A 17009-nucleotide genomic window follows, 5' to 3' on the forward strand; every position below is an offset into this window, starting at 1 on the left:
TGCAGGCTCGCGCCTTGCGGGGCTAACAGTCCAATGAAAAAGCTGTATAGAACGCCTGGATAAAACGATGAAATGCAAGGAAGGCGAACGGCGCGGGGATGAATAGTACTTTTCGTACATGACGACCCGCGCCGTGAAGCCTGACACAGCAGTTCGCGTTTTTAGACGGGCGTCAGACGCCCCCTCCGAAGCGGCGTATGAACCTCCTGTCGATATAATCCTTGAAAACAAAGGCCCATTTTCCTGTGGCGGCGAAGCCCCGCTTGAAAAAAAGCCCCCGTCCGTCCCCCAGGTTGAAGACGAGAAGGTACGGCCCGCCCGGATCAAAGGCGGAAAGCGGCCCGCCGGAAAGAGCGGCCAAAAGATTATCGTATAATACACGATTCTGACGAACCGCGTAAACACCCACTTTTGCAAGAGGCCGGGGAAGAAAGGAGATGCAGTCTCCGGCCCCGAAAATCTCCGGGTGCTCCGGGCACTGTAAAAAAGAGTTTACAAAAAGAGCGCCCGCTTTGTCCACCAAAAGGCCCGACTCCCTCAAAAATGCCGGAGGCTCCACCCCCCAGGCGAGGAAAATGCAGTCCGCCGGGATTTCCCGCCCGTCATCCAGAACGGCCCTTCCTCCGTTCACCGCAGCGAGCCTCGCTCCTTCCTCCACCCTGATCCCGAAACGGTTCATCTCCCGCGCCCCCAAGCGCCGGACCCTGGGCGGAAACCCTTGAAGAAGGCCGGGGTCGGCAAGAACCGTGATTTCCGCCCCCTTGCCTGAATCCCGCCCAAGGCGCGCCAGGGCGCAGGCGATCTCGAAGCCCGCAGGCCCGCCCCCCGCCACGGTGAAGCGAGGTTTTTTAACGGTTTCAAGGAGGTCGAGAACCCTCTTTCTTGCTGCGGCGAGGTTTTCCAGGGGCTTTACGGGAAAGACATCGGGAGTGGACTTGTCGATTCCCCGCCAGGGGACCCGGCTTCCGGCGTTCATGGAGCAGACGTCGTAGGGAAGGATTTGGCCGTTATCGAGGTGGAGTTTCCGGCCTTTTGGGTCCACGCGCGCAACCGATGCTTCGATGAACACGGCTCCGCCGGTTTCGGCCATGCGTTTTACGTCGAAGCGGATATGTTCCGGCTCGTAGGTTCCGGCCAGCATTCCCGGCCCCATGCCGGAATAGTGGTGGTGTCGGGAAGGGCTTACGAGGCTCACCTTAAAACCCGCCGAAACCAGCTTCGCCGTGTTCAAAAGGGTGGTAAGGTGGGCGTGGCCGCCCCCCACCAGAACAAGATGACGGGACATGGGCTGCGCTTCCAATATTTTTTGTCGGAGATGCTTAAACCGGAGGAAAACTTTTTAACCACATGAAAAAAAGGCTAAACGCGAAGCCTGAATAAAAACGATGAACACGTCGCGCGAAAAGCCAATGAGCAAGCGTACCCGCCCAAGAAATCACAGAGTTCTTGGGCTAAATCAGAATGTTCGTACGTGGCGGAATTGGCTTTGAAGCCGGGCACCGCAGTTCGCGTTTTTAGACAGGCTGTTAAGACGGAGCCGGGGGAAGGCGCGCCCCCCCCGGCTTGAAGCGAACATGAATCGGGACCGGGATAAAATCAGTCCCTGAAAACCAGTTTTCCGCCGAAGAACCCGGCGGCTCCCCCAGCGCCCAGAACCGCAAGGTGGGTGACCACGAAGGGCATCCACTTTCCGGCTGTGATGAGCACGTTATGGTCCTTCAGCATCCAGAAATAGAGCACCGCGCTTCCCAGGGTCACCAGTCCGCCGCAGGCCATCTTGGTTATGAAGACCGAGGTGAAAGCGCCGTTGTATTTCTTCTTCCAGTCAAGGTACCCGGAAAAAAGCACCAGGGGCATGGAAAGCATCACGAAGAGAAGGTTGAACTCAACAGCGTAGCTCAACTTGTCGCTTTTGAGAAGAACCGCCAGAAGCGCCATGGCGAAGGAGACCGGAACCACGCCGTTCGGTATGTGCACAAGTATGGGGTGGGCGTGGTGGCGTATCATGAGGTTCTTTACGGTGTCGAAAAGCGCCTGGGCCGTGGTCTTGGGGCCTTCGGCGGGGCTTAGGGTGCGGCTTGACTCATCCGACACGAATTCAGCTTCTATGGCGGGCCCGGCGATTTCGGCTGCGGCTTCGGCGGCTGGGGCCTCCGTTTCCGTCACTTCCACGAACTTGGAGCGGTCTGCTCCGCACACCGGGCATTTTTCAGGCGGCTCATCCCCCTCGTGAATGTAGCCGCATACAGTGCACTCCCATTTTCTCATGTCTGATCTCTCCCGTTGAAATAAATTGGACTGATGAAAAAGGCCCCGCAAAAGCGGGATGTGTCCTTCATGGAAATTAAGCCTTTTGCTTTTTACCAATAAAGTATTATTTATTCAAGGAAGTAAGTGCCATCAAATATGAAGGAGGCCACATGGACAGCCTGCGCTACGAAATTCCGGTTCTGGGCATGACCTGCGCCAACTGCGCCAAATACATCGAACGGGCTGTGGGAAAACTGCCGGGCGTCATAGGGGCCGACGTCAACTTCGCCTCCGAAACCCTTGCCGTCACCTTTGACCCTTCCCAGGTGAAACTGGCCGACGTGGTGGAGAAGGTACGCAAGGCCGGATACGATGTCGTGACCAAAAGCGCCGAAATCGCCGTGACGGGCATGACCTGCACCAACTGCGCCGCCGGAATCGAGAGGGCCGTGAACCGCAAGGTGAAGGGAATTCTGAGGGCCTCGGTGAACTTTGCGGGCGAGACCCTTTCCGTGGAGTACGTCCCTGCGGTTTCGGGCCTTGACGATATTTTCGCGGCGGTGCGGGGCGCGGGCTTCAACGTGGTGGAGACCGTGGATGGCGGCTCGCCCGGCGACGCCGAGGCTCTGGCCAGGGCCGCCGAAATAAGGGACCAGACCGGAAAATTCCTGGTGGGAGCCTTCTTCGCCCTGCCCCTTTTCGTCTTTTCCATGAGCCGGGATTTCGGTCTTTTAGGCCACTGGTCACACGCGGCCTGGGTCAATTACCTCTTTCTGGCCCTTGCCACCCCGGTCCAGTTCTACACCGGATGGGACTACTACGTGGGGGGATACAAGAGCCTTAAGAACGGCGCCGCCAACATGGACGTGCTGGTGGCCCTGGGCTCGTCCGTTGCCTACTTCTACTCCATCTCGGTGCTGGTGTTTCCGGCCCTTGGGCAACACGTGTATTTCGAGACCTCGGCGGTCATCATAACCCTCATAAAACTCGGCAAGATGCTGGAGGCCCGCACCAAAGGGAAGACCGGCGCGGCCATAAGGGGCCTTCTGGCCCTTTCCCCGGACACCGCCACGGTGGTTCGGGACGGGGAGGAAACCACGGTCCCCGTAAGCCAGGTAAAGGTGGGGGACATAATCGCCGTGCGCCCCGGAGAGCGCATCCCGGTGGACGGAACAATAATTTCAGGCGGCTGCCCGGTTGACGAGTCCATGCTGACCGGCGAGTCCATACCTCTTGACAAGGCGGAGGGCGACCGGGTGGCCGCCGGGACCCTTGCGGTTTCGGGCTATTTCCGCTTCCGGGCCGACCGGGTGGGGGCGGACACCGCGCTTTCCCGCATAATAGAGATGGTGCGGGCGGCCCAGGGCGGCAAGGCCCCCATCCAGGCCCTTGCAGACCGGGTGGCGGCGGTTTTCGTGCCGTCCGTAATCGGGGTGGCGGCCCTTACCTTCATCCTTTGGCTGGTTTTCGGCGGAAACCCGGTGGAGGCCCTCATCCGCATGGTGGCGGTCTTGGTCATCGCCTGCCCCTGCGCCCTTGGACTTGCCACGCCCACCGCCGTCATGGCCGGAGTCGGGCGCGGGGCCAGGGCCGGAATCCTCTTCAAGAGCACCCTCGCCCTTCAGGGGGCGGAAAAAACCGACACCGTGGTTTTCGACAAGACCGGCACCCTCACCGTAGGCAGGCCCTCTGTGACGGACCTCATCCCCTTCGGCCCCCTGTGCGAGAGCGAGGACGAGCTTCTGGCCTTGGCCGCGTCCGCCGAAAGGGGCTCCGAGCACCCCCTTGGCCGGGCCGTGGTGGCGGCGGCGCTGGAAAAGGGACTGACGCTTCTGGAGCCTTCCGAGTTCGCTGCGGTTGCCGCAGGCGGGGTGACGGCGATGCTGGACGGGGCGCGGGTCCTGGTGGGAAAACCGGGCTTTCTGGCCGAATCGGGAGTGCCTTTGGCCACGGCGAAGGAGCTTTCCGAAAAACTCGCAAGCCAGGGCAAGACCGTGATGGCCGTGGCCAAAGACGGAAAGCTCTTCGGCCTCATAGCCCTTGCAGACACTTTGAAGGACGACGCGGCCCGGGCGGTCAAGGAACTTATGGACATGGGCCTTCACGTGGTTCTTCTCACCGGCGACAACGCCACGACAGCCAGGGCTGTGGCGGGCTCCCTTGGAATAAGCGAGGTTCTTTCGGAGGTGAAGCCGGATGAAAAGGCGGCGGCGGTGAAGAGCCTTCAGGAAAAGGGGCGGGTTGTGGCAATGGTGGGCGACGGCATAAACGACGCCCCCGCCCTGGCCCAGGCGGACCTTGGAATCGCCATAGGCAGCGGCACGGACGTTGCCGTGGAAAGCGCCGGGGCTGTGCTGTCTTCGGGCAAGCTCATCGCCGTGGCGAGCGCAATAAGGCTTTCGCGGGCTGTGATGAAAACCATAAGAATGAATCTTGCCTGGGCCTTCGGCTACAACATAATCCTCATCCCGGTGGCCGCCGGGGTATTGGCCCTCATCCCCGGAACCCCCGGATTCCTGGCCCATCTCCACCCCATCCTCGCCGCCGCCGCCATGGCCTTTTCCAGCATCTCGGTGGTCTTGAACAGCTTAAGGCTTTCGAGGAGGAGGCTGTAGAAGCCAACCTCAACTTCAAACTTCCTCCTTTGACATCTTTGTCTACGCCCTGCGCAGCTTCATCGCCGGAGAGCAGCCGAACCTTGACTGGTTGGTATAAACCTATTAGTTTATTCTTATAAGGCTTACGTTGGGGAAGCGTGGAAAGGTGGATTATAATGATACTATATAAAAATATTTTAAATTTATTTATATTGCCAATGTATTTTTTCAATATTATTACAAGTAATATTATCCCTATTAACAATAAAGAATTAATTTTTAATGATTCCCAATTAAAAACTACAATAGCTGAAATGGAAAAATTAATTAAAAGCTTTGACAATAATATCAAAATAATGATCCAATTTACTGATTCACAATATGAATTAGATAACGATGAAAAAACTAACTTTTTGAGTTATTTAAATAGCAAAACTTTTATGCTCAACCCTTATAATTGTGGTAACTCAAAGTCTAAAACAACAATGCCAATATTGCCAACTTTAACTATAACAATATTTGAAATTCAGAACAAATCATATATTAAATCACTTTCAATATATTATATTAGACGTAATGAGTCAGATAATATTATCGATTCGTTATTCTTTATCACAAAAACTCGTAATTGTTATGAAATTAGAGGTAAAAATGCTCGTGATTTTATTAGTGATATCTTTACCATCATGGGAATGACCCTAAACAGTATGAATCATCTCGGGTTTTCCATCATCGTGTAAGAAGGCAGAGCTAATCTGTTTTCAATTACACGTAAACGCCAAGGATAGTAGAGCGTATACTGACCAGTCACCAATGCCGACCGCTCAGGCTTCCCTCACCCTTACAACAAGGTAAAGGTCGCCCCTGTTGCCGCCCAAGGCGCGGCCCTTGCCGCGAAGGCGGAGGCGGCGGCCCGTGGTGATTCCGGCCGGGATCGTGACCTTGAGGACCTCCGGCCCTCCGGCCTCGTCCACCGTGATGCGGGCGGTGAGGCCCCGGTCGGCGTCCTCCCTCGAAAGAACCAGGTCCCGTGAAACATCCAGGGATTGATCGTAACCGCCATTGGACGGGGAATCTCCCGAAGCATTCGAGCCAGCCGAAGTCCCTGAATCGTCGGCTTCAGCGCCCGTATTCGGGGCAGCGCCCGTCCCGCCGCTGTTCCGGGCGGCGCTTCCGGCTCCCTGCCCAGCTCCGGATGTTGACGGGTCGGGAATGGCCGGAGTTACGGCTTTCGTGAAAAGCTCCCAGGCCTTCGAGCCCATGCGGGCGAAAAGGCTTGGCTTTTTCACCGGGCCTGGCTTGGGATTGAGCGCGCGGTTGACGTCCCTGAGCGCCAAGCCGATAGTTCCCACCATGAAGATGCTGTTTACCAGAAAACCGCCCTTGCCCGCAAAAAACGTGCGGTTGACAAAATTGGGGTCGCTTCGAAGGCCCGCCTTCTCGAACTCCTTGAAAAGATCGTCGAAGACCTTGTTCAAGTGCGGATTCGAGAAAAGGTCCTTGAAAATCTCCTCCTGGGTGTAGGAAAAGCCCGCCCCGGGCCGCTGCCTGTCGAAACCCGCAGCGTGGGCGAAATCGTACTGGCGGCGCTTCACCGGGTCCATAAGAACCGCGTAGGCCTCACTCACCTGCCGGAAGCGCTCGCTTGCCCCGGGGTCGTCCGGGTTCCGGTCCGGGTGGTATTCCATCGCAAGTTTACGAAAGGCCCGCTTTATGTCGTCGTCCGAGGCGTTTTTTTCAACGCCCAGAACCTTGTAATAGCTCATCATTCCCTCCGCTGGATTGGTCGGGCGCAAGGCCCTTCTACTTTACGTTATTTCAAAGCGCCCCCCCTGTCAAAAGAAAGAAACAAGGAAAGAAACAATCCCAAATCAAAATTCTTGCACCTTGAAATTTCCTTTGCTATACAAAAGTGTTTGACGTCCACGGGGAATAATTCTTCGCGGAAAGTCAAATCAACCCCGGCCCTCTTTGGAAATATCTCAGAGAGGACATATCTCACGCAGCCGTTGGGCAGGTTCCGCCGATTCGGCGGTCGCCCGGAATAAAAACGGCTGCGGCGGAAAAAACCGAAAGGAAGAACACCATGCCGCATGTTACAATGAAGGAGCTTCTGGAAGCAGGCGTCCACTTCGGACACCAGACCAACCGCTGGAACCCCAAGATGAAGCCCTACATCTTCGGGGCCAGGAACGGCATCTACATCGTCGATCTTCAAAAAACGGTGCGCCTGTTCCGCATAGCCTACGACTTCATTTCAGACGTCGCCGCAAACGGCGGAAACGTGCTTTTCGTGGGCACCAAGAAGCAGGCCAGGGAAACCGTCTACGAAGAGGCCAACCGGGCCGAGATGTACTACGTCCACAACCGGTGGCTGGGCGGCATGATGACCAATTTCCAGACCGTGAAAAAGGGCATCGACCGCTTGAATTACTTAAACAGCATCATCGTGGACGGCTCCATCGCCCGCTTCCCCAAGAAGGAGGCCCTAAAGCTCGAAAAGGAGCGCGTGCGCCTGGATTCCAACCTTGGCGGCATAAAGAGCATGACCAAGCTCCCGGACGCTCTTTTTATAATCGATCCCAAGAACGAGGACATCGCGGTCAAGGAAGCAAGCCGCCTTGGCATCCCCATAGTGGCCGTTGTTGACACCAACTGCGATCCCGACCTCATCGACTACCCCATTCCGGGCAACGACGACGCCATCCGGGCCATCCGCCTCATCACCGGCCGCGTGGCCGACGCCTGCGTGGAAGGCCGGGCGCGTTGCGCGGAACGGCGCACCGCCGAGACCGACAAGGCCTCCGATGACATGGCCGCCGCCGAAGCCGCCGCCGAAAAGGGCGCCATCGACGACGAAGGCCCGGTGGTCAGCCGCAAGAAGGGCGCATCCAGGCGCGACGAAGATTCCGACGACTGATAGGCCCTCTTTTCAACACAAGCCGCTTAGGGGCTTTTTCCAAAAAAACTTTTGCATTCGGTTGCGCCTTCATCCCCGCCGACTGTGTTGCGCTCCTTGCGAAATACGTTAAGTATTCCTCAGTTGCGCGCCTAGTCGGCGGGGCGAATTCACAACCTCGATGCCACAAATTTTTTTCGGAAACAGCCCCTAAAAAGCCTCGAAACGATCCGTCAATTTTCCCGGCGGGAGGGCCTTGAACGCCCTCCCGCCGATCTCGATACAAAGGAGAGAATCATGGCGAACATATCCGCCGCAGATGTAAAGAAACTGCGCGAAGCCACGGGCGCGGGAATGATGGACTGCAAGGAAGCCCTTTCGCAGAGCGAGGGCGACTACGAGAAGGCCGTGGATTTCCTTCGCAAGAAGGGCCTCGCCACCGCAGCCAAGCGCGCCGGGCGCGCCACCAGCCAGGGCGTCGTATATTCATACATCCACATGGGCGGCAAGATCGGCGTTCTGGTGGAAGTGAACTGCGAAACCGATTTCGTGGCCCGCAACGACGAATTCCTGGCCTTCGCCAAGGACGTGGCCATGCACATCGCCGCAGCCGCGCCCCTGGCCGTGAGCGCCGAGGAGGTTTCCCCGGCCATAATCGAGAAGGAAAAGGAAATCTACAGGGGCCAGGTCCTGGAAATGGGCAAACCCGAAAAGATGGCGGACAAGATCGTGGAGGGCAAGCTGAAGAAGTTCCTCCAGGATTCCTGCCTGCTCTCCCAGCCTTTCGTGAAGAACCCGGACATCTCGGTTCAGGACTACCTTACCCAGCTCATCGGAAAGACCGGCGAAAACTGCTCGGTCCGCCGCTTCTCACGGTTCGTCCTGGGTGGTGACTAACATGGGCGGAGCTCGCTACAAAAGGGTGCTTTTGAAGCTCTCCGGCGAGGCCCTGATGGGTAACCAGGGCTTCGGCATCTCAGCCGAAGTCCTGTCCTATCTGGCCGACGAAATCCGGGGCCTTTATGATCTCGGCATCCAGCTCGCCCTTGTAATCGGAGGCGGCAACATCTTCCGGGGCGTGGAATCGAGCTCTTTGGGCATGGACCGCACCGTGGCCGATCACATGGGTATGCTGGCCACGGTCATAAACTCCATCGCCCTTTCGGACGCCCTGGAGAAAAAGGGCATCCAGACCCGCATCCAGAGCGCCATAGCCATGCACGAGGTGGCCGAGCCCTACATCCTGCGCCGGGCCTTGCGGCACCTGGACAAGGGCCGGGTGGTAATCTTCGCGGCTGGAACAGGAAACCCGTACTTCACCACGGATACGGCGGCTGTGCTCCGGGCCCAGGAAATTCACGCGGAAATCCTTTTAAAGGCCACCAAGGTGGACGGCCTTTACGACTCGGACCCGGAAAAAAACAGCGACGCCAAGCCCATCTGGAAAACCACCTACATGCACGTCCTGGAAAACAAGCTTAGGGTCATGGACATGACCGCCATAACGCTTGCCATGGACAACAACCTGCCAATAGTGGTTTTCAACCTAAGTGGCCAGGGCAACGTGAAAAAAATTATCTGCGGACAGGCCATAGGGACCTATATAGGCAACGACTAGCAGGCTGTCGAAAAACGCGAACTGCTGTGTCGCGCATCAAAACCAATTTCAGTCACGTACGAACATCCTGATTTAGCCCAAGAACTCTGCAATTTCTTGGGCGGGTACGCTCCTTTATTGGTTTCTTGCGCTTCTTGCATTTCATCGTTTTTCATCAGCCTGTCAAATCGGAGTTTTTCAACAGACTTTTAGCCTCTTTACCGCCAGGGGCTGTTACCGGGACAGCCCCGCAAGTTCACGTTCCCGGCCACCCATCGAGATAGGGGGTGCACTTATGCTGGAAAAAATTTACGCAGAAACCAAAGAGAGCATGGAAAAGGGCCTTTCTGTCCTGAACCAGGAATTGAACCGCGTCCGCACCGGGCGGGCCTCCCTGTCCCTTCTTGACGGGGTAAGGGTGAACTACTACGGAACCCCCACCCCGGTGGCCCAGACCGCCTCGGTGGCTGTCCCCGAAAGCCGCCTCATCACCATCGCCCCCTGGGACACGTCTTTAATCCACGAGATAGAAAAGGCCATTTTAAAAAGCGACTTGGGCCTTACCCCCACCAACGACGGCAAGGTGGTGCGCATCTCCATTCCGCCCCTCACCGAGGCCCGGCGCAAGGACCTGTGCAAGACCGTGGGCAAGATCGGCGAAGATCAGAAGGTCACCATAAGAAACATCCGCCGCGACGCCAACGAAGTGGTGAAGGCCCTGAAAAAGGACGGCAAGATCAGCGAGGACGATCTTTTCAAGGCCCAGGAAAAAATCCAGAAGATCACCGACGACTACATCAAGAAGGTGGACGAGACCGCTTCCAAGAAAGAAAAGGAAATCCTTGAGTTCTGAGCCAAAACCCGGAGCCCTAAGCTTCGGTCTCGACCCCCTGCGGCTTCCCCGGCACGTTGCCGTCATAATGGACGGCAACGGCCGCTGGGCCAAGAAGCGCCTCCTGGCCCGGACCAACGGCCACGAAAGGGGGGCCGACACGGTAAGGGCCATAGTGCGCACCAGCCGGGAGATCGGCATCGGGTATCTCACCCTTTACGCCTTTTCCACCGAAAACTGGCAGCGGCCCAAGGCCGAGGTCGCGGCCCTGATGATGCTTCTGGCCCGCTTTCTGAAATCCGAAAAGAACGAGATGCTGGAAAACGGCATCCGGTTGAACATCATCGGCCAGATTGACCGCCTTCCCGAAAACGTCCGCTCAGTCATCGACGAAACCCTTGAAGCCACAGCCCGCAACAGCCGCATGGTGCTGACCCTGGCCCTTTCCTACGGCAGCCGCGAGGAAATCGTAAGGGCGATGAAATCCATAGCCTTCGATGTAAAGGCCGGGCTTCTCGACCCGGAAAACGTCGATGATGCTGAAATAACCAGACGCCTCTACACCTTTGGCATCCCCGACCCCGATCTTCTCATACGCACCAGCGGAGAGATGAGGATTTCCAATTTCCTCCTCTGGCAGATAGCCTACTCGGAAATTTTCATAACACCCACGCTTTGGCCGGATTTCGGCAGGGACGAATACGTCTCCATTCTGAAGGATTACGGAACCCGCGAGCGCCGCTTCGGCATGACCGGCGACCAGTTGTAGCCGAAAGTCGGAATGCCCTTGCTTTCTTGCGGCTTCTCCCGTTCCGGCTTGCAAAGGCGGACTTTTTTCATTATCTTCCCAAGATTGACGGATCATGAAAGCCAAGGATCGTTTTTTCGTATCCGATGATGGCATAATAGAGGATGTGCTGGAAAAGCTCTTCTGGGTCGTGGGGCCGGACAAGAACATGTCCTTCAACCAGGCCAGGGCATGGGCGTCCAACCTGACCACAAGGGGCCTCAAATGGCGGCTTCCCACCATCAAGGAGCTTCAAAGCCTTTTGGACCTTGAAAACAAGCCGTCCAACATCTATAAGATTTTCAAGCTCTCGGCCTGGTACGTGTGGAGCGGCCAGGAGCAGGGCCCGACAACGGCCTGGGCCTACTTTTTCACCCATGAGGCCGAGGACTGGAGCACCAAGTCGGCCTCCCACGGGTTCCGGGCCATTGCCGTCCGTAACTCCGACAAGCCAGATTGAAACGAAAACGCCCCGGTTGACCCAAGGAGGAGCCATGCGCAGGTCTCGGTTCATTTTCATGGTTCTCGCAGCCACGGTTCTCGCCGCTTCCTGCGACCCGTCGGCCTTCGGCCCTTCCGGCACAGATTCCCGCAGTATGGCCGTTAATCTGTCCAAGGTGTCAGCCGAGCTTTCCCGATCCGGTTTTCAGCTCACCCTGCCCGGCCCCTTTGACTTAAAGCCCGCCAGCATAGCCCGGACGTCGGCAAAGGGCGTGGAAATGATGGAGCCGCCGCCCGCCATCATTCCGGTTTCCGCCAAGCCCAACAGATTCAACACCCTTTCCACCAACATCCTTTTAAAATCCGGCGAACTGGCCGGGCTTTTCGGGGCCGGTTCCGCAAGAGCCCAGGCCGTCCTGGACCGCGCTGGCATAACCGACGTCCTGATGAGCCTCACCGGGGTGACGGTGAAAGACGCCGGGAAGGAATTCCACACCGATAAAATTGCGCTCTCCCTTCTTTCGGAATCCTATCTCGAAGCCCTTGCCGGGGCCGCCGACTCTGCTGACGGCGAGGTCTTCCTTCTGGGGGGGGTCGTGGAGTGCAGGGGCGCGACCTTCCGCATGTTTTTCACCGACTCGGCCAAATTCAATGCGGCCAGGGACGAGCTGGTAATGCTCTTCGGCGCATCCAATGATTTCGAGAAGATAGGCCGGAAGGAGGCCACCCTTTCGGTCATAAGCGGAAAGCCCATGACCGTGGCGGTGAAGCGGGTTTACGGCGAAATGATGGACAAGGCCCTTGTCATGCAGGCGTCATCCCCCGCCTACACCATAAGGATGAGCGGCATAGACGATTACGGCTACGCCTTTGTAAACGACCAGGAAATCCTGAGCGGGATCGACGACGATTCAGGCGAAACCTCCATAAACGCCTATCTCAAGCCCGGAGAAAACCGGATCGTATTCCAGCTTGTCAACGATGGCGCGGACCTTGCATACAGGGTTTCCGTAAGTGCCGACGGGCGCGGGGTGGACTGGGCCTGGGAAAAGGCCTGCGGAGTCAAGGGCGTAAAGGGCTGCTCGCGCCAAAAGGGAATGTTTGAGGAAAAATGCGTGGTGGTGTGCGACGGCTCCATGCGCTGCCGCATAAAATGATTCCAGCCATTTAACAGCCCGTTGAAAAAGGCTATATACGCAGCCTGGATACCATTCTGAATATTGGCGATGAAGTGCAAGGAGTGCGAAAAGCCCAGAGTCACTCGTACTTAATGCACGTGACGGAATTGGCTTTGAAGTGCGAACACTGCCGGATCGCGTTTTTCGACAGCCTGTAAAGGAATGATAATGCCCCCTTCCGCCCATGCCCGGCGCTGGATCACCGTGGCCATAGTCGTCCCTGTTCTCGTGGTTTTCTTTCTCAAGGCACCCGCTTACGCAGTCTGCGCGCTTGCCTCTCTGGTCACCGCGCTGGCCCTGTGGGAGTACCACAACCTTTTCTGCAACGTTAAAGCCCCTCACAAGGACTTCGGATACTGGCTCGCCGTGGGCCTTTCCGCCCTGATCCTGGGCTCGGCCCTGGCCGGTTCCTTCGAGGGCATGTTCATGGCCCTGTGGATGACCTTTCTCGCCTTTTCCGCCCGCGCCCTTCTTGGCTACAACCGGGGCAAGCCGGGCTTCGAGAAGCTCACCGTCGAGGCCGTGGCCATTTTATACATCCCAAGCCTCATGGCCGCCCTCATCCTCATCCGAACGGGCAACCGGGGCGTTACCTGGCTCTTTTTCACGCTTTTCCTTGCCTTCATCTCCGACACCGGGGCCTTTTACGCTGGCCGCTTTTTCGGCAAACACAAGCTCATCCCCAAGATAAGCCCGGCCAAGACCGTCGAGGGCTCCCTTGGAAGCATAGCCGCCGACATCGTGGTTGTGGCGGCCTTCAAATTCCTCGTGATGCCGGAGCTTTCATGGCCCTTGGGCGTTGCGCTGGCCGTGTGCGCGGCGGTCGCCACCCAGATGGGCGACCTTTTCGAGTCCATGATGAAGCGCTCCTGCGGGGTGAAGGATTCCGGGATTTTCTTTCCGGGCCACGGCGGAATGCTGGACCGGATTGACGGGATGCTCTTTACGGGACCGGTGGTTTACTGCTTTCAGCTAATTCATACATATCTTTAAGCGGTCTGAAACCGCGATCTGCTGTGTCAGGCATCACCAAAAAATCGGTCACGTACAAACATCCTCATTTAGCCCAAGAACTCTGCGATTTCTTGGGCGGGTACGCTCCCTCATTTTTGGCTCGCCTTCCTTGCATATCATCGGTTTCAAACCGCTTGCAGCATCGTGCGAATTTAAAAGCAAGGTGCTTGAGCCCGGATTTGGCGATTAGGATTAAGATTTGGCTGACATCATAAAAAATATCAGCATCCTGGGTTCCACCGGGTCCATCGGGAAAAACGCCTGCCAGGTGGTGAGGAGCTTTCCCGAAAGGTTCCGGGCGGCGGCCCTGGCCTGCTCCACCAGCGTGGAGGCTTTGGCCGAACAGGTGAGGGAATTTTCCCCCTTGATCGCCGCAGTGAAGGACCAGGAGCACGCCGAAAAGCTCACCCGGCTGATACCCAAAGGCAAAACCCGGATACTGTGGGGCCAGGAGGGTTATCGAGAGGCCGCGTCCCTCGATGAAACCGACGTCGTGCTTTCCGCCATGGTGGGGGCAGCCGGGCTCCTTCCGACCCTTGCGGCCATCGAGGCCAAAAAGACCGTGGCGCTCGCCAACAAGGAAACCCTTGTCATGGCGGGTTCCATTGTCATGAGACGGGCGGCGGAGTTGGGCGTATCCATCCTGCCTGTTGATTCCGAGCACTCGGCCATTTTCCAGTGCCTTCTGGGCCAGGACAGAAAGGCCCTTTCGGCCCTCATTCTCACCGCTTCGGGAGGGCCATTCCGCAATCTTTCCGCCGCCGAACTAAGGGACGTCACCCCGGCCCGGGCGCTCGATCACCCCACCTGGAAAATGGGCCCCAAAATCAGCGTGGATTCGGCCACCCTCATGAACAAGGGCCTGGAAGTCATCGAGGCCCGCTGGCTTTTCGACGTCCCCGCAGAAAAGATAAGGGTGGTGGTGCACCCGGAAAGCATCGTCCATTCCCTTGTCGCCTTCCACGACGGGGCGCTCATGGCCCAGTTGGGCCCGCCCGACATGAAGGGCGCCATCGCCTACGCCCTAAGCTATCCCGAACGCCTGCCCCTTTCCCCTGAACCCTTAAGCCTGGCGGCCCTTGGCGCGCTTCATTTCTCGGAACCGGACACCGTGCGCTTTCCCTGCCTTCCGCTTGCCTTCAAGGCCCTGAAAGCGGGCGGAGCGGCCCCGGCGGTGCTGAACGCCGCAAACGAAACGGCGGTTTCCGCCTTTCTTCAGGGCCGCATCGGCTTCACCCGCATTCCGGCCCTTATCGACGAGGCCCTTTGCGCCCACGTCCCGGTTTCGGCTCCGGGCCTTACGGAAATCCTGGCTATAGACCAAAAAACCCGCCTGGAAACCGAGAGCCGCATCAAAAACTTTTCCTGAATCATTGTTCACGGGGAACGGCGGGATGAAAAAAAGTGAGCTGGAAATTATTCCCGGAGTGGGAAAAAGCATCGCGGCGGACCTCGAACGCCTCGGAATCAGCCGAGTGGCCGATCTTAGAGGGCGCGACCCCCAGGAACTTTATGATCAACTGCGCGAGCTTTCGGGCGGGAAACTCGACCGCTGCGTACTCTACGTCTTCCGCTGCGCCGTCCATTTCGCGGAACATTCCGGCGACCATTTTAACGAAAATTCCCCGCCCGACCCGGAACTTCTGAAGTGGTGGAACTGGTCGGATGAGAACCTTAAAAAGTGCGGTATCACCTGACCATGAAAATCCATCGATATTGACTTATTGTGGCAAATTTGATACATTTATAATATCCTAATAAAGAAGCAAATTTACCCAAATATAGGATGATAAAATGGCAAGCAACCAAAGGATACTTCTTGATCAGGTTTTAGAGCAAAAGCGTCAAGAACTTGCACCAACAGCTACCCAAGCGTATTATTTTGAAATTTTCACTGCAGAACAGATCCTTAAGGATTATGACCTTTCTTATGATGAAATTGAAGCGGGGAATACAGGTGGCAGTGGAGATGGAGGTATTGACGCCTTCTATTCATTCGTGAATGGCGAGTTAATCCAAGAAGATAGTGACTTTTCTGCTGCGAAAAAGAATATCACCATCGAACTATATATTATTCAATGCAAAACGAGCACTGGGTTCTCTGAGACTGCGATTGATAAACTGATCTCGACTACGGAAGATTTGTTTGACCTATCTAAGCCGACTTCTGACCTTAAAACAGCTTATAATGAGAGCCTGCTTGTGGCTATTGAGCGATTTAGAGATATATATCAATCCCTTGCGTCCAAATTCCCCCAACTCCACATGAACTATTTTTATGCCACGAAAGGCGATGAGGTTCATCCAAACGTACAGCGAAAAATCACTCGGCTTGAGAGCACAGTAAAAAACCATTTCTCCTCAGCCGAATTCAAATTCAAGTTCCTTAACGCGTCTGAATTGCTTCAATCGGCATGGCGAACACCTACCACATCATATGAACTTAACCTTTCAGAGAATCCAATTTCCTCAACGGGTGCCGTAGCATTTGTATGCTTGGTATCCCTTAAAGATTTTTTTAAATTTATTACTGACGCACAAGGGCATTTAATAAGATATATATTTGAGGCTAATGTCAGGGACTACCAGGGTAAAACAGAAGTAAATGAACAGATTCAAGCATCCTTAAACTCAGTGCCATGTGAAGACTTCTGGTGGCTGAATAATGGGATTACCATTCTATCAAGTAAGGCTACCCAAAGCGGTAAAGCTCTAACCATCGAAAATCCAGAGATTGTTAATGGCCTGCAAACTTCAACAGAAATTGCCAACTATTTTAAAATATGCAACACAGAAAAAGAGAACAGAAACCTATTGGTGCGCGTCATTGTACCAAATCAGTCTGAAAGTAGGGACCGAATTATCAAAGCGACCAATAGCCAGACAACTATACCGCCAGCCTCGCTAAGAGCTACTGACAAGATACACAGAAACATTGAAGAATATCTAAAACCTTTAGGGCTATATTATGATCGCAGAAAAAATTTTTATAAAAACGAAGGCAAACCGATCAATCGCATTATCAGTATACCTCAGATTGCACAAGCAGTTATGGCAGTGCTTCTAAAGCAACCGGATATGGCCAGGGCACGTCCTTCATCGCTAATCAAGAGAGATGAAGAATATTTTAAACTGTTCAACCCAACATACCCAATCGAAATATATCGTACTTGCACTGAACTTATGAAAAAAACCGATCTTTTTTTAAATACGCATAGTCTTTCATCGACAGATAAGAACAATCCTGAATCCGTGACGCCTTCGTTACACACCTGTTTTCATGGTCTTGGGGGTGTCAATTTTCGAAGTTTCTCTGCCTTGACGATCCTGGAAAGGCGAATTTGAATGGTTTTATAGCTTTGATCGCCGATTATTGTACGTGAAGGCCGAATTTCACCAATTTCCGGGCATGTC

At 55.6% G+C, this 17009-nt stretch carries 16 protein-coding genes; 13 read left to right on the forward strand and 3 right to left on the reverse strand.

The features are described 5' to 3' along the window. Window positions 1-172: 172 nt before the first annotated feature. Window positions 173-1285, reverse strand: a complete 1113-nt coding sequence (locus HZB23_09460) for an FAD-dependent oxidoreductase (GenBank protein MBI5844880.1) — start codon at window positions 1283-1285, stop codon at window positions 173-175. 311 nt (window positions 1286-1596) lie between these two features. Continuing rightward, window positions 1597-2268 (reverse strand): rubredoxin, encoded by a 672-nt coding sequence (locus tag HZB23_09465; GenBank protein MBI5844881.1) that lies wholly within the window; start codon window positions 2266-2268, stop codon window positions 1597-1599. 152 nt (window positions 2269-2420) lie between these two features. On the opposite strand from HZB23_09465, the gene HZB23_09470 reads away from it, so the two are divergent. Continuing rightward, window positions 2421-4865 carry a copper-translocating P-type ATPase gene (locus HZB23_09470; protein ID MBI5844882.1) on the forward strand — a complete coding sequence of 815 codons (2445 nt, stop codon included), beginning with the start codon at window positions 2421-2423 and terminating at the stop codon, window positions 4863-4865. Between the two features lie 158 nt (window positions 4866-5023). Continuing rightward, window positions 5024-5587, forward strand: a complete 564-nt coding sequence (locus HZB23_09475) for a hypothetical protein (protein MBI5844883.1) — start codon at window positions 5024-5026, stop codon at window positions 5585-5587. 84 nt (window positions 5588-5671) lie between these two features. On the opposite strand, the gene HZB23_09480 is transcribed toward HZB23_09475, so the two are convergent. Further along, window positions 5672-6616, reverse strand: coding sequence for a DnaJ domain-containing protein (locus tag HZB23_09480; GenBank protein MBI5844884.1), 945 nt, complete (start codon window positions 6614-6616; stop codon window positions 5672-5674). Window positions 6617-6933: 317 nt separating this feature from the next. Here HZB23_09480 and rpsB point away from each other — a divergent pair, with 317 nt between their 5' ends. From rpsB to HZB23_09535, 11 genes are all read left to right on the forward strand, one after another. Further along, complete coding sequence (rpsB, locus tag HZB23_09485; GenBank protein ID MBI5844885.1) at window positions 6934-7767, forward strand: 30S ribosomal protein S2; 834 nt, start codon at window positions 6934-6936, stop codon at window positions 7765-7767. A gap of 276 nt (window positions 7768-8043) precedes the next feature. Continuing rightward, window positions 8044-8643, forward strand: coding sequence for a translation elongation factor Ts (tsf, locus tag HZB23_09490; GenBank protein MBI5844886.1), 600 nt, complete (start codon window positions 8044-8046; stop codon window positions 8641-8643). A 1-nt stretch (window position 8644) separates the two neighbouring features. Next, window positions 8645-9364 (forward strand): UMP kinase, encoded by a 720-nt coding sequence (locus HZB23_09495; GenBank protein MBI5844887.1) that lies wholly within the window; start codon window positions 8645-8647, stop codon window positions 9362-9364. A 274-nt stretch (window positions 9365-9638) separates the two neighbouring features. Beyond that, window positions 9639-10196, forward strand: a complete 558-nt coding sequence (gene frr, locus HZB23_09500; protein MBI5844888.1) for a ribosome recycling factor — start codon at window positions 9639-9641, stop codon at window positions 10194-10196. A 67-nt stretch (window positions 10197-10263) separates the two neighbouring features. Next, window positions 10264-10944, forward strand: a complete 681-nt coding sequence (locus tag HZB23_09505; protein MBI5844889.1) for an isoprenyl transferase — start codon at window positions 10264-10266, stop codon at window positions 10942-10944. Between the two features lie 94 nt (window positions 10945-11038). Further along, window positions 11039-11422, forward strand: a complete 384-nt coding sequence (locus tag HZB23_09510) for a DUF1566 domain-containing protein (protein MBI5844890.1) — start codon at window positions 11039-11041, stop codon at window positions 11420-11422. A gap of 34 nt (window positions 11423-11456) precedes the next feature. Continuing rightward, window positions 11457-12560 carry a hypothetical protein gene (locus HZB23_09515; protein MBI5844891.1) on the forward strand — a complete coding sequence of 368 codons (1104 nt, stop codon included), beginning with the start codon at window positions 11457-11459 and terminating at the stop codon, window positions 12558-12560. A 189-nt stretch (window positions 12561-12749) separates the two neighbouring features. Continuing rightward, window positions 12750-13574: a phosphatidate cytidylyltransferase gene (locus tag HZB23_09520; protein ID MBI5844892.1), complete on the forward strand. Its 825-nt coding sequence runs from the start codon at window positions 12750-12752 to the stop codon at window positions 13572-13574. Window positions 13575-13806: 232 nt separating this feature from the next. After that, on the forward strand, window positions 13807-14964 hold the full coding sequence (locus HZB23_09525) for a 1-deoxy-D-xylulose-5-phosphate reductoisomerase (protein MBI5844893.1): 1158 nt from the start codon (window positions 13807-13809) through the stop codon (window positions 14962-14964). A 25-nt stretch (window positions 14965-14989) separates the two neighbouring features. After that, a complete protein-coding gene (locus tag HZB23_09530; GenBank protein ID MBI5844894.1) occupies window positions 14990-15292 on the forward strand; it encodes a helix-hairpin-helix domain-containing protein in 303 nt (100 codons plus the stop codon). Window positions 15293-15389: 97 nt separating this feature from the next. Beyond that, window positions 15390-16940 carry an AIPR family protein gene (locus HZB23_09535; protein MBI5844895.1) on the forward strand — a complete coding sequence of 517 codons (1551 nt, stop codon included), beginning with the start codon at window positions 15390-15392 and terminating at the stop codon, window positions 16938-16940. Window positions 16941-17009 lie beyond the last annotated feature (69 nt).

The organism is Deltaproteobacteria bacterium (genome assembly GCA_016235345.1).
GTDB lineage: Bacteria > Desulfobacterota > Desulfobacteria > Desulfobacterales > Desulfatibacillaceae > JACRLG01.

Excerpts from the sequence above, each read along its gene's own strand:
- HZB23_09510 (MBI5844890.1), top strand. The coding sequence starts at position 11,039 with ATGAAAGCCAAGGATCGTTTTTTCGTATCCGATGATGGCATAATAGAG.
- frr (MBI5844888.1), top strand. The coding sequence starts at position 9,639 with ATGCTGGAAAAAATTTACGCAGAAACCAAAGAGAGCATGGAAAAGGGC.
- HZB23_09475 (MBI5844883.1), top strand. The coding sequence starts at position 5,024 with ATGATACTATATAAAAATATTTTAAATTTATTTATATTGCCAATGTAT.
- rpsB (MBI5844885.1), top strand. The coding sequence starts at position 6,934 with ATGCCGCATGTTACAATGAAGGAGCTTCTGGAAGCAGGCGTCCACTTC.
- HZB23_09535 (MBI5844895.1), top strand. The coding sequence starts at position 15,390 with ATGGCAAGCAACCAAAGGATACTTCTTGATCAGGTTTTAGAGCAAAAG.
- HZB23_09495 (MBI5844887.1), top strand. The coding sequence starts at position 8,645 with ATGGGCGGAGCTCGCTACAAAAGGGTGCTTTTGAAGCTCTCCGGCGAG.
- HZB23_09530 (MBI5844894.1), top strand. The coding sequence starts at position 14,990 with ATGAAAAAAAGTGAGCTGGAAATTATTCCCGGAGTGGGAAAAAGCATC.
- HZB23_09470 (MBI5844882.1), top strand. The coding sequence starts at position 2,421 with ATGGACAGCCTGCGCTACGAAATTCCGGTTCTGGGCATGACCTGCGCC.
- HZB23_09505 (MBI5844889.1), top strand. The coding sequence starts at position 10,264 with ATGGACGGCAACGGCCGCTGGGCCAAGAAGCGCCTCCTGGCCCGGACC.
- HZB23_09460 (MBI5844880.1), bottom strand. The coding sequence starts at position 1,285 with ATGTCCCGTCATCTTGTTCTGGTGGGGGGCGGCCACGCCCACCTTACC.
- HZB23_09480 (MBI5844884.1), bottom strand. The coding sequence starts at position 6,616 with ATGATGAGCTATTACAAGGTTCTGGGCGTTGAAAAAAACGCCTCGGAC.
- HZB23_09515 (MBI5844891.1), top strand. The coding sequence starts at position 11,457 with ATGCGCAGGTCTCGGTTCATTTTCATGGTTCTCGCAGCCACGGTTCTC.
- tsf (MBI5844886.1), top strand. The coding sequence starts at position 8,044 with ATGGCGAACATATCCGCCGCAGATGTAAAGAAACTGCGCGAAGCCACG.
- HZB23_09465 (MBI5844881.1), bottom strand. The coding sequence starts at position 2,268 with ATGAGAAAATGGGAGTGCACTGTATGCGGCTACATTCACGAGGGGGAT.
- HZB23_09520 (MBI5844892.1), top strand. The coding sequence starts at position 12,750 with ATGCCCCCTTCCGCCCATGCCCGGCGCTGGATCACCGTGGCCATAGTC.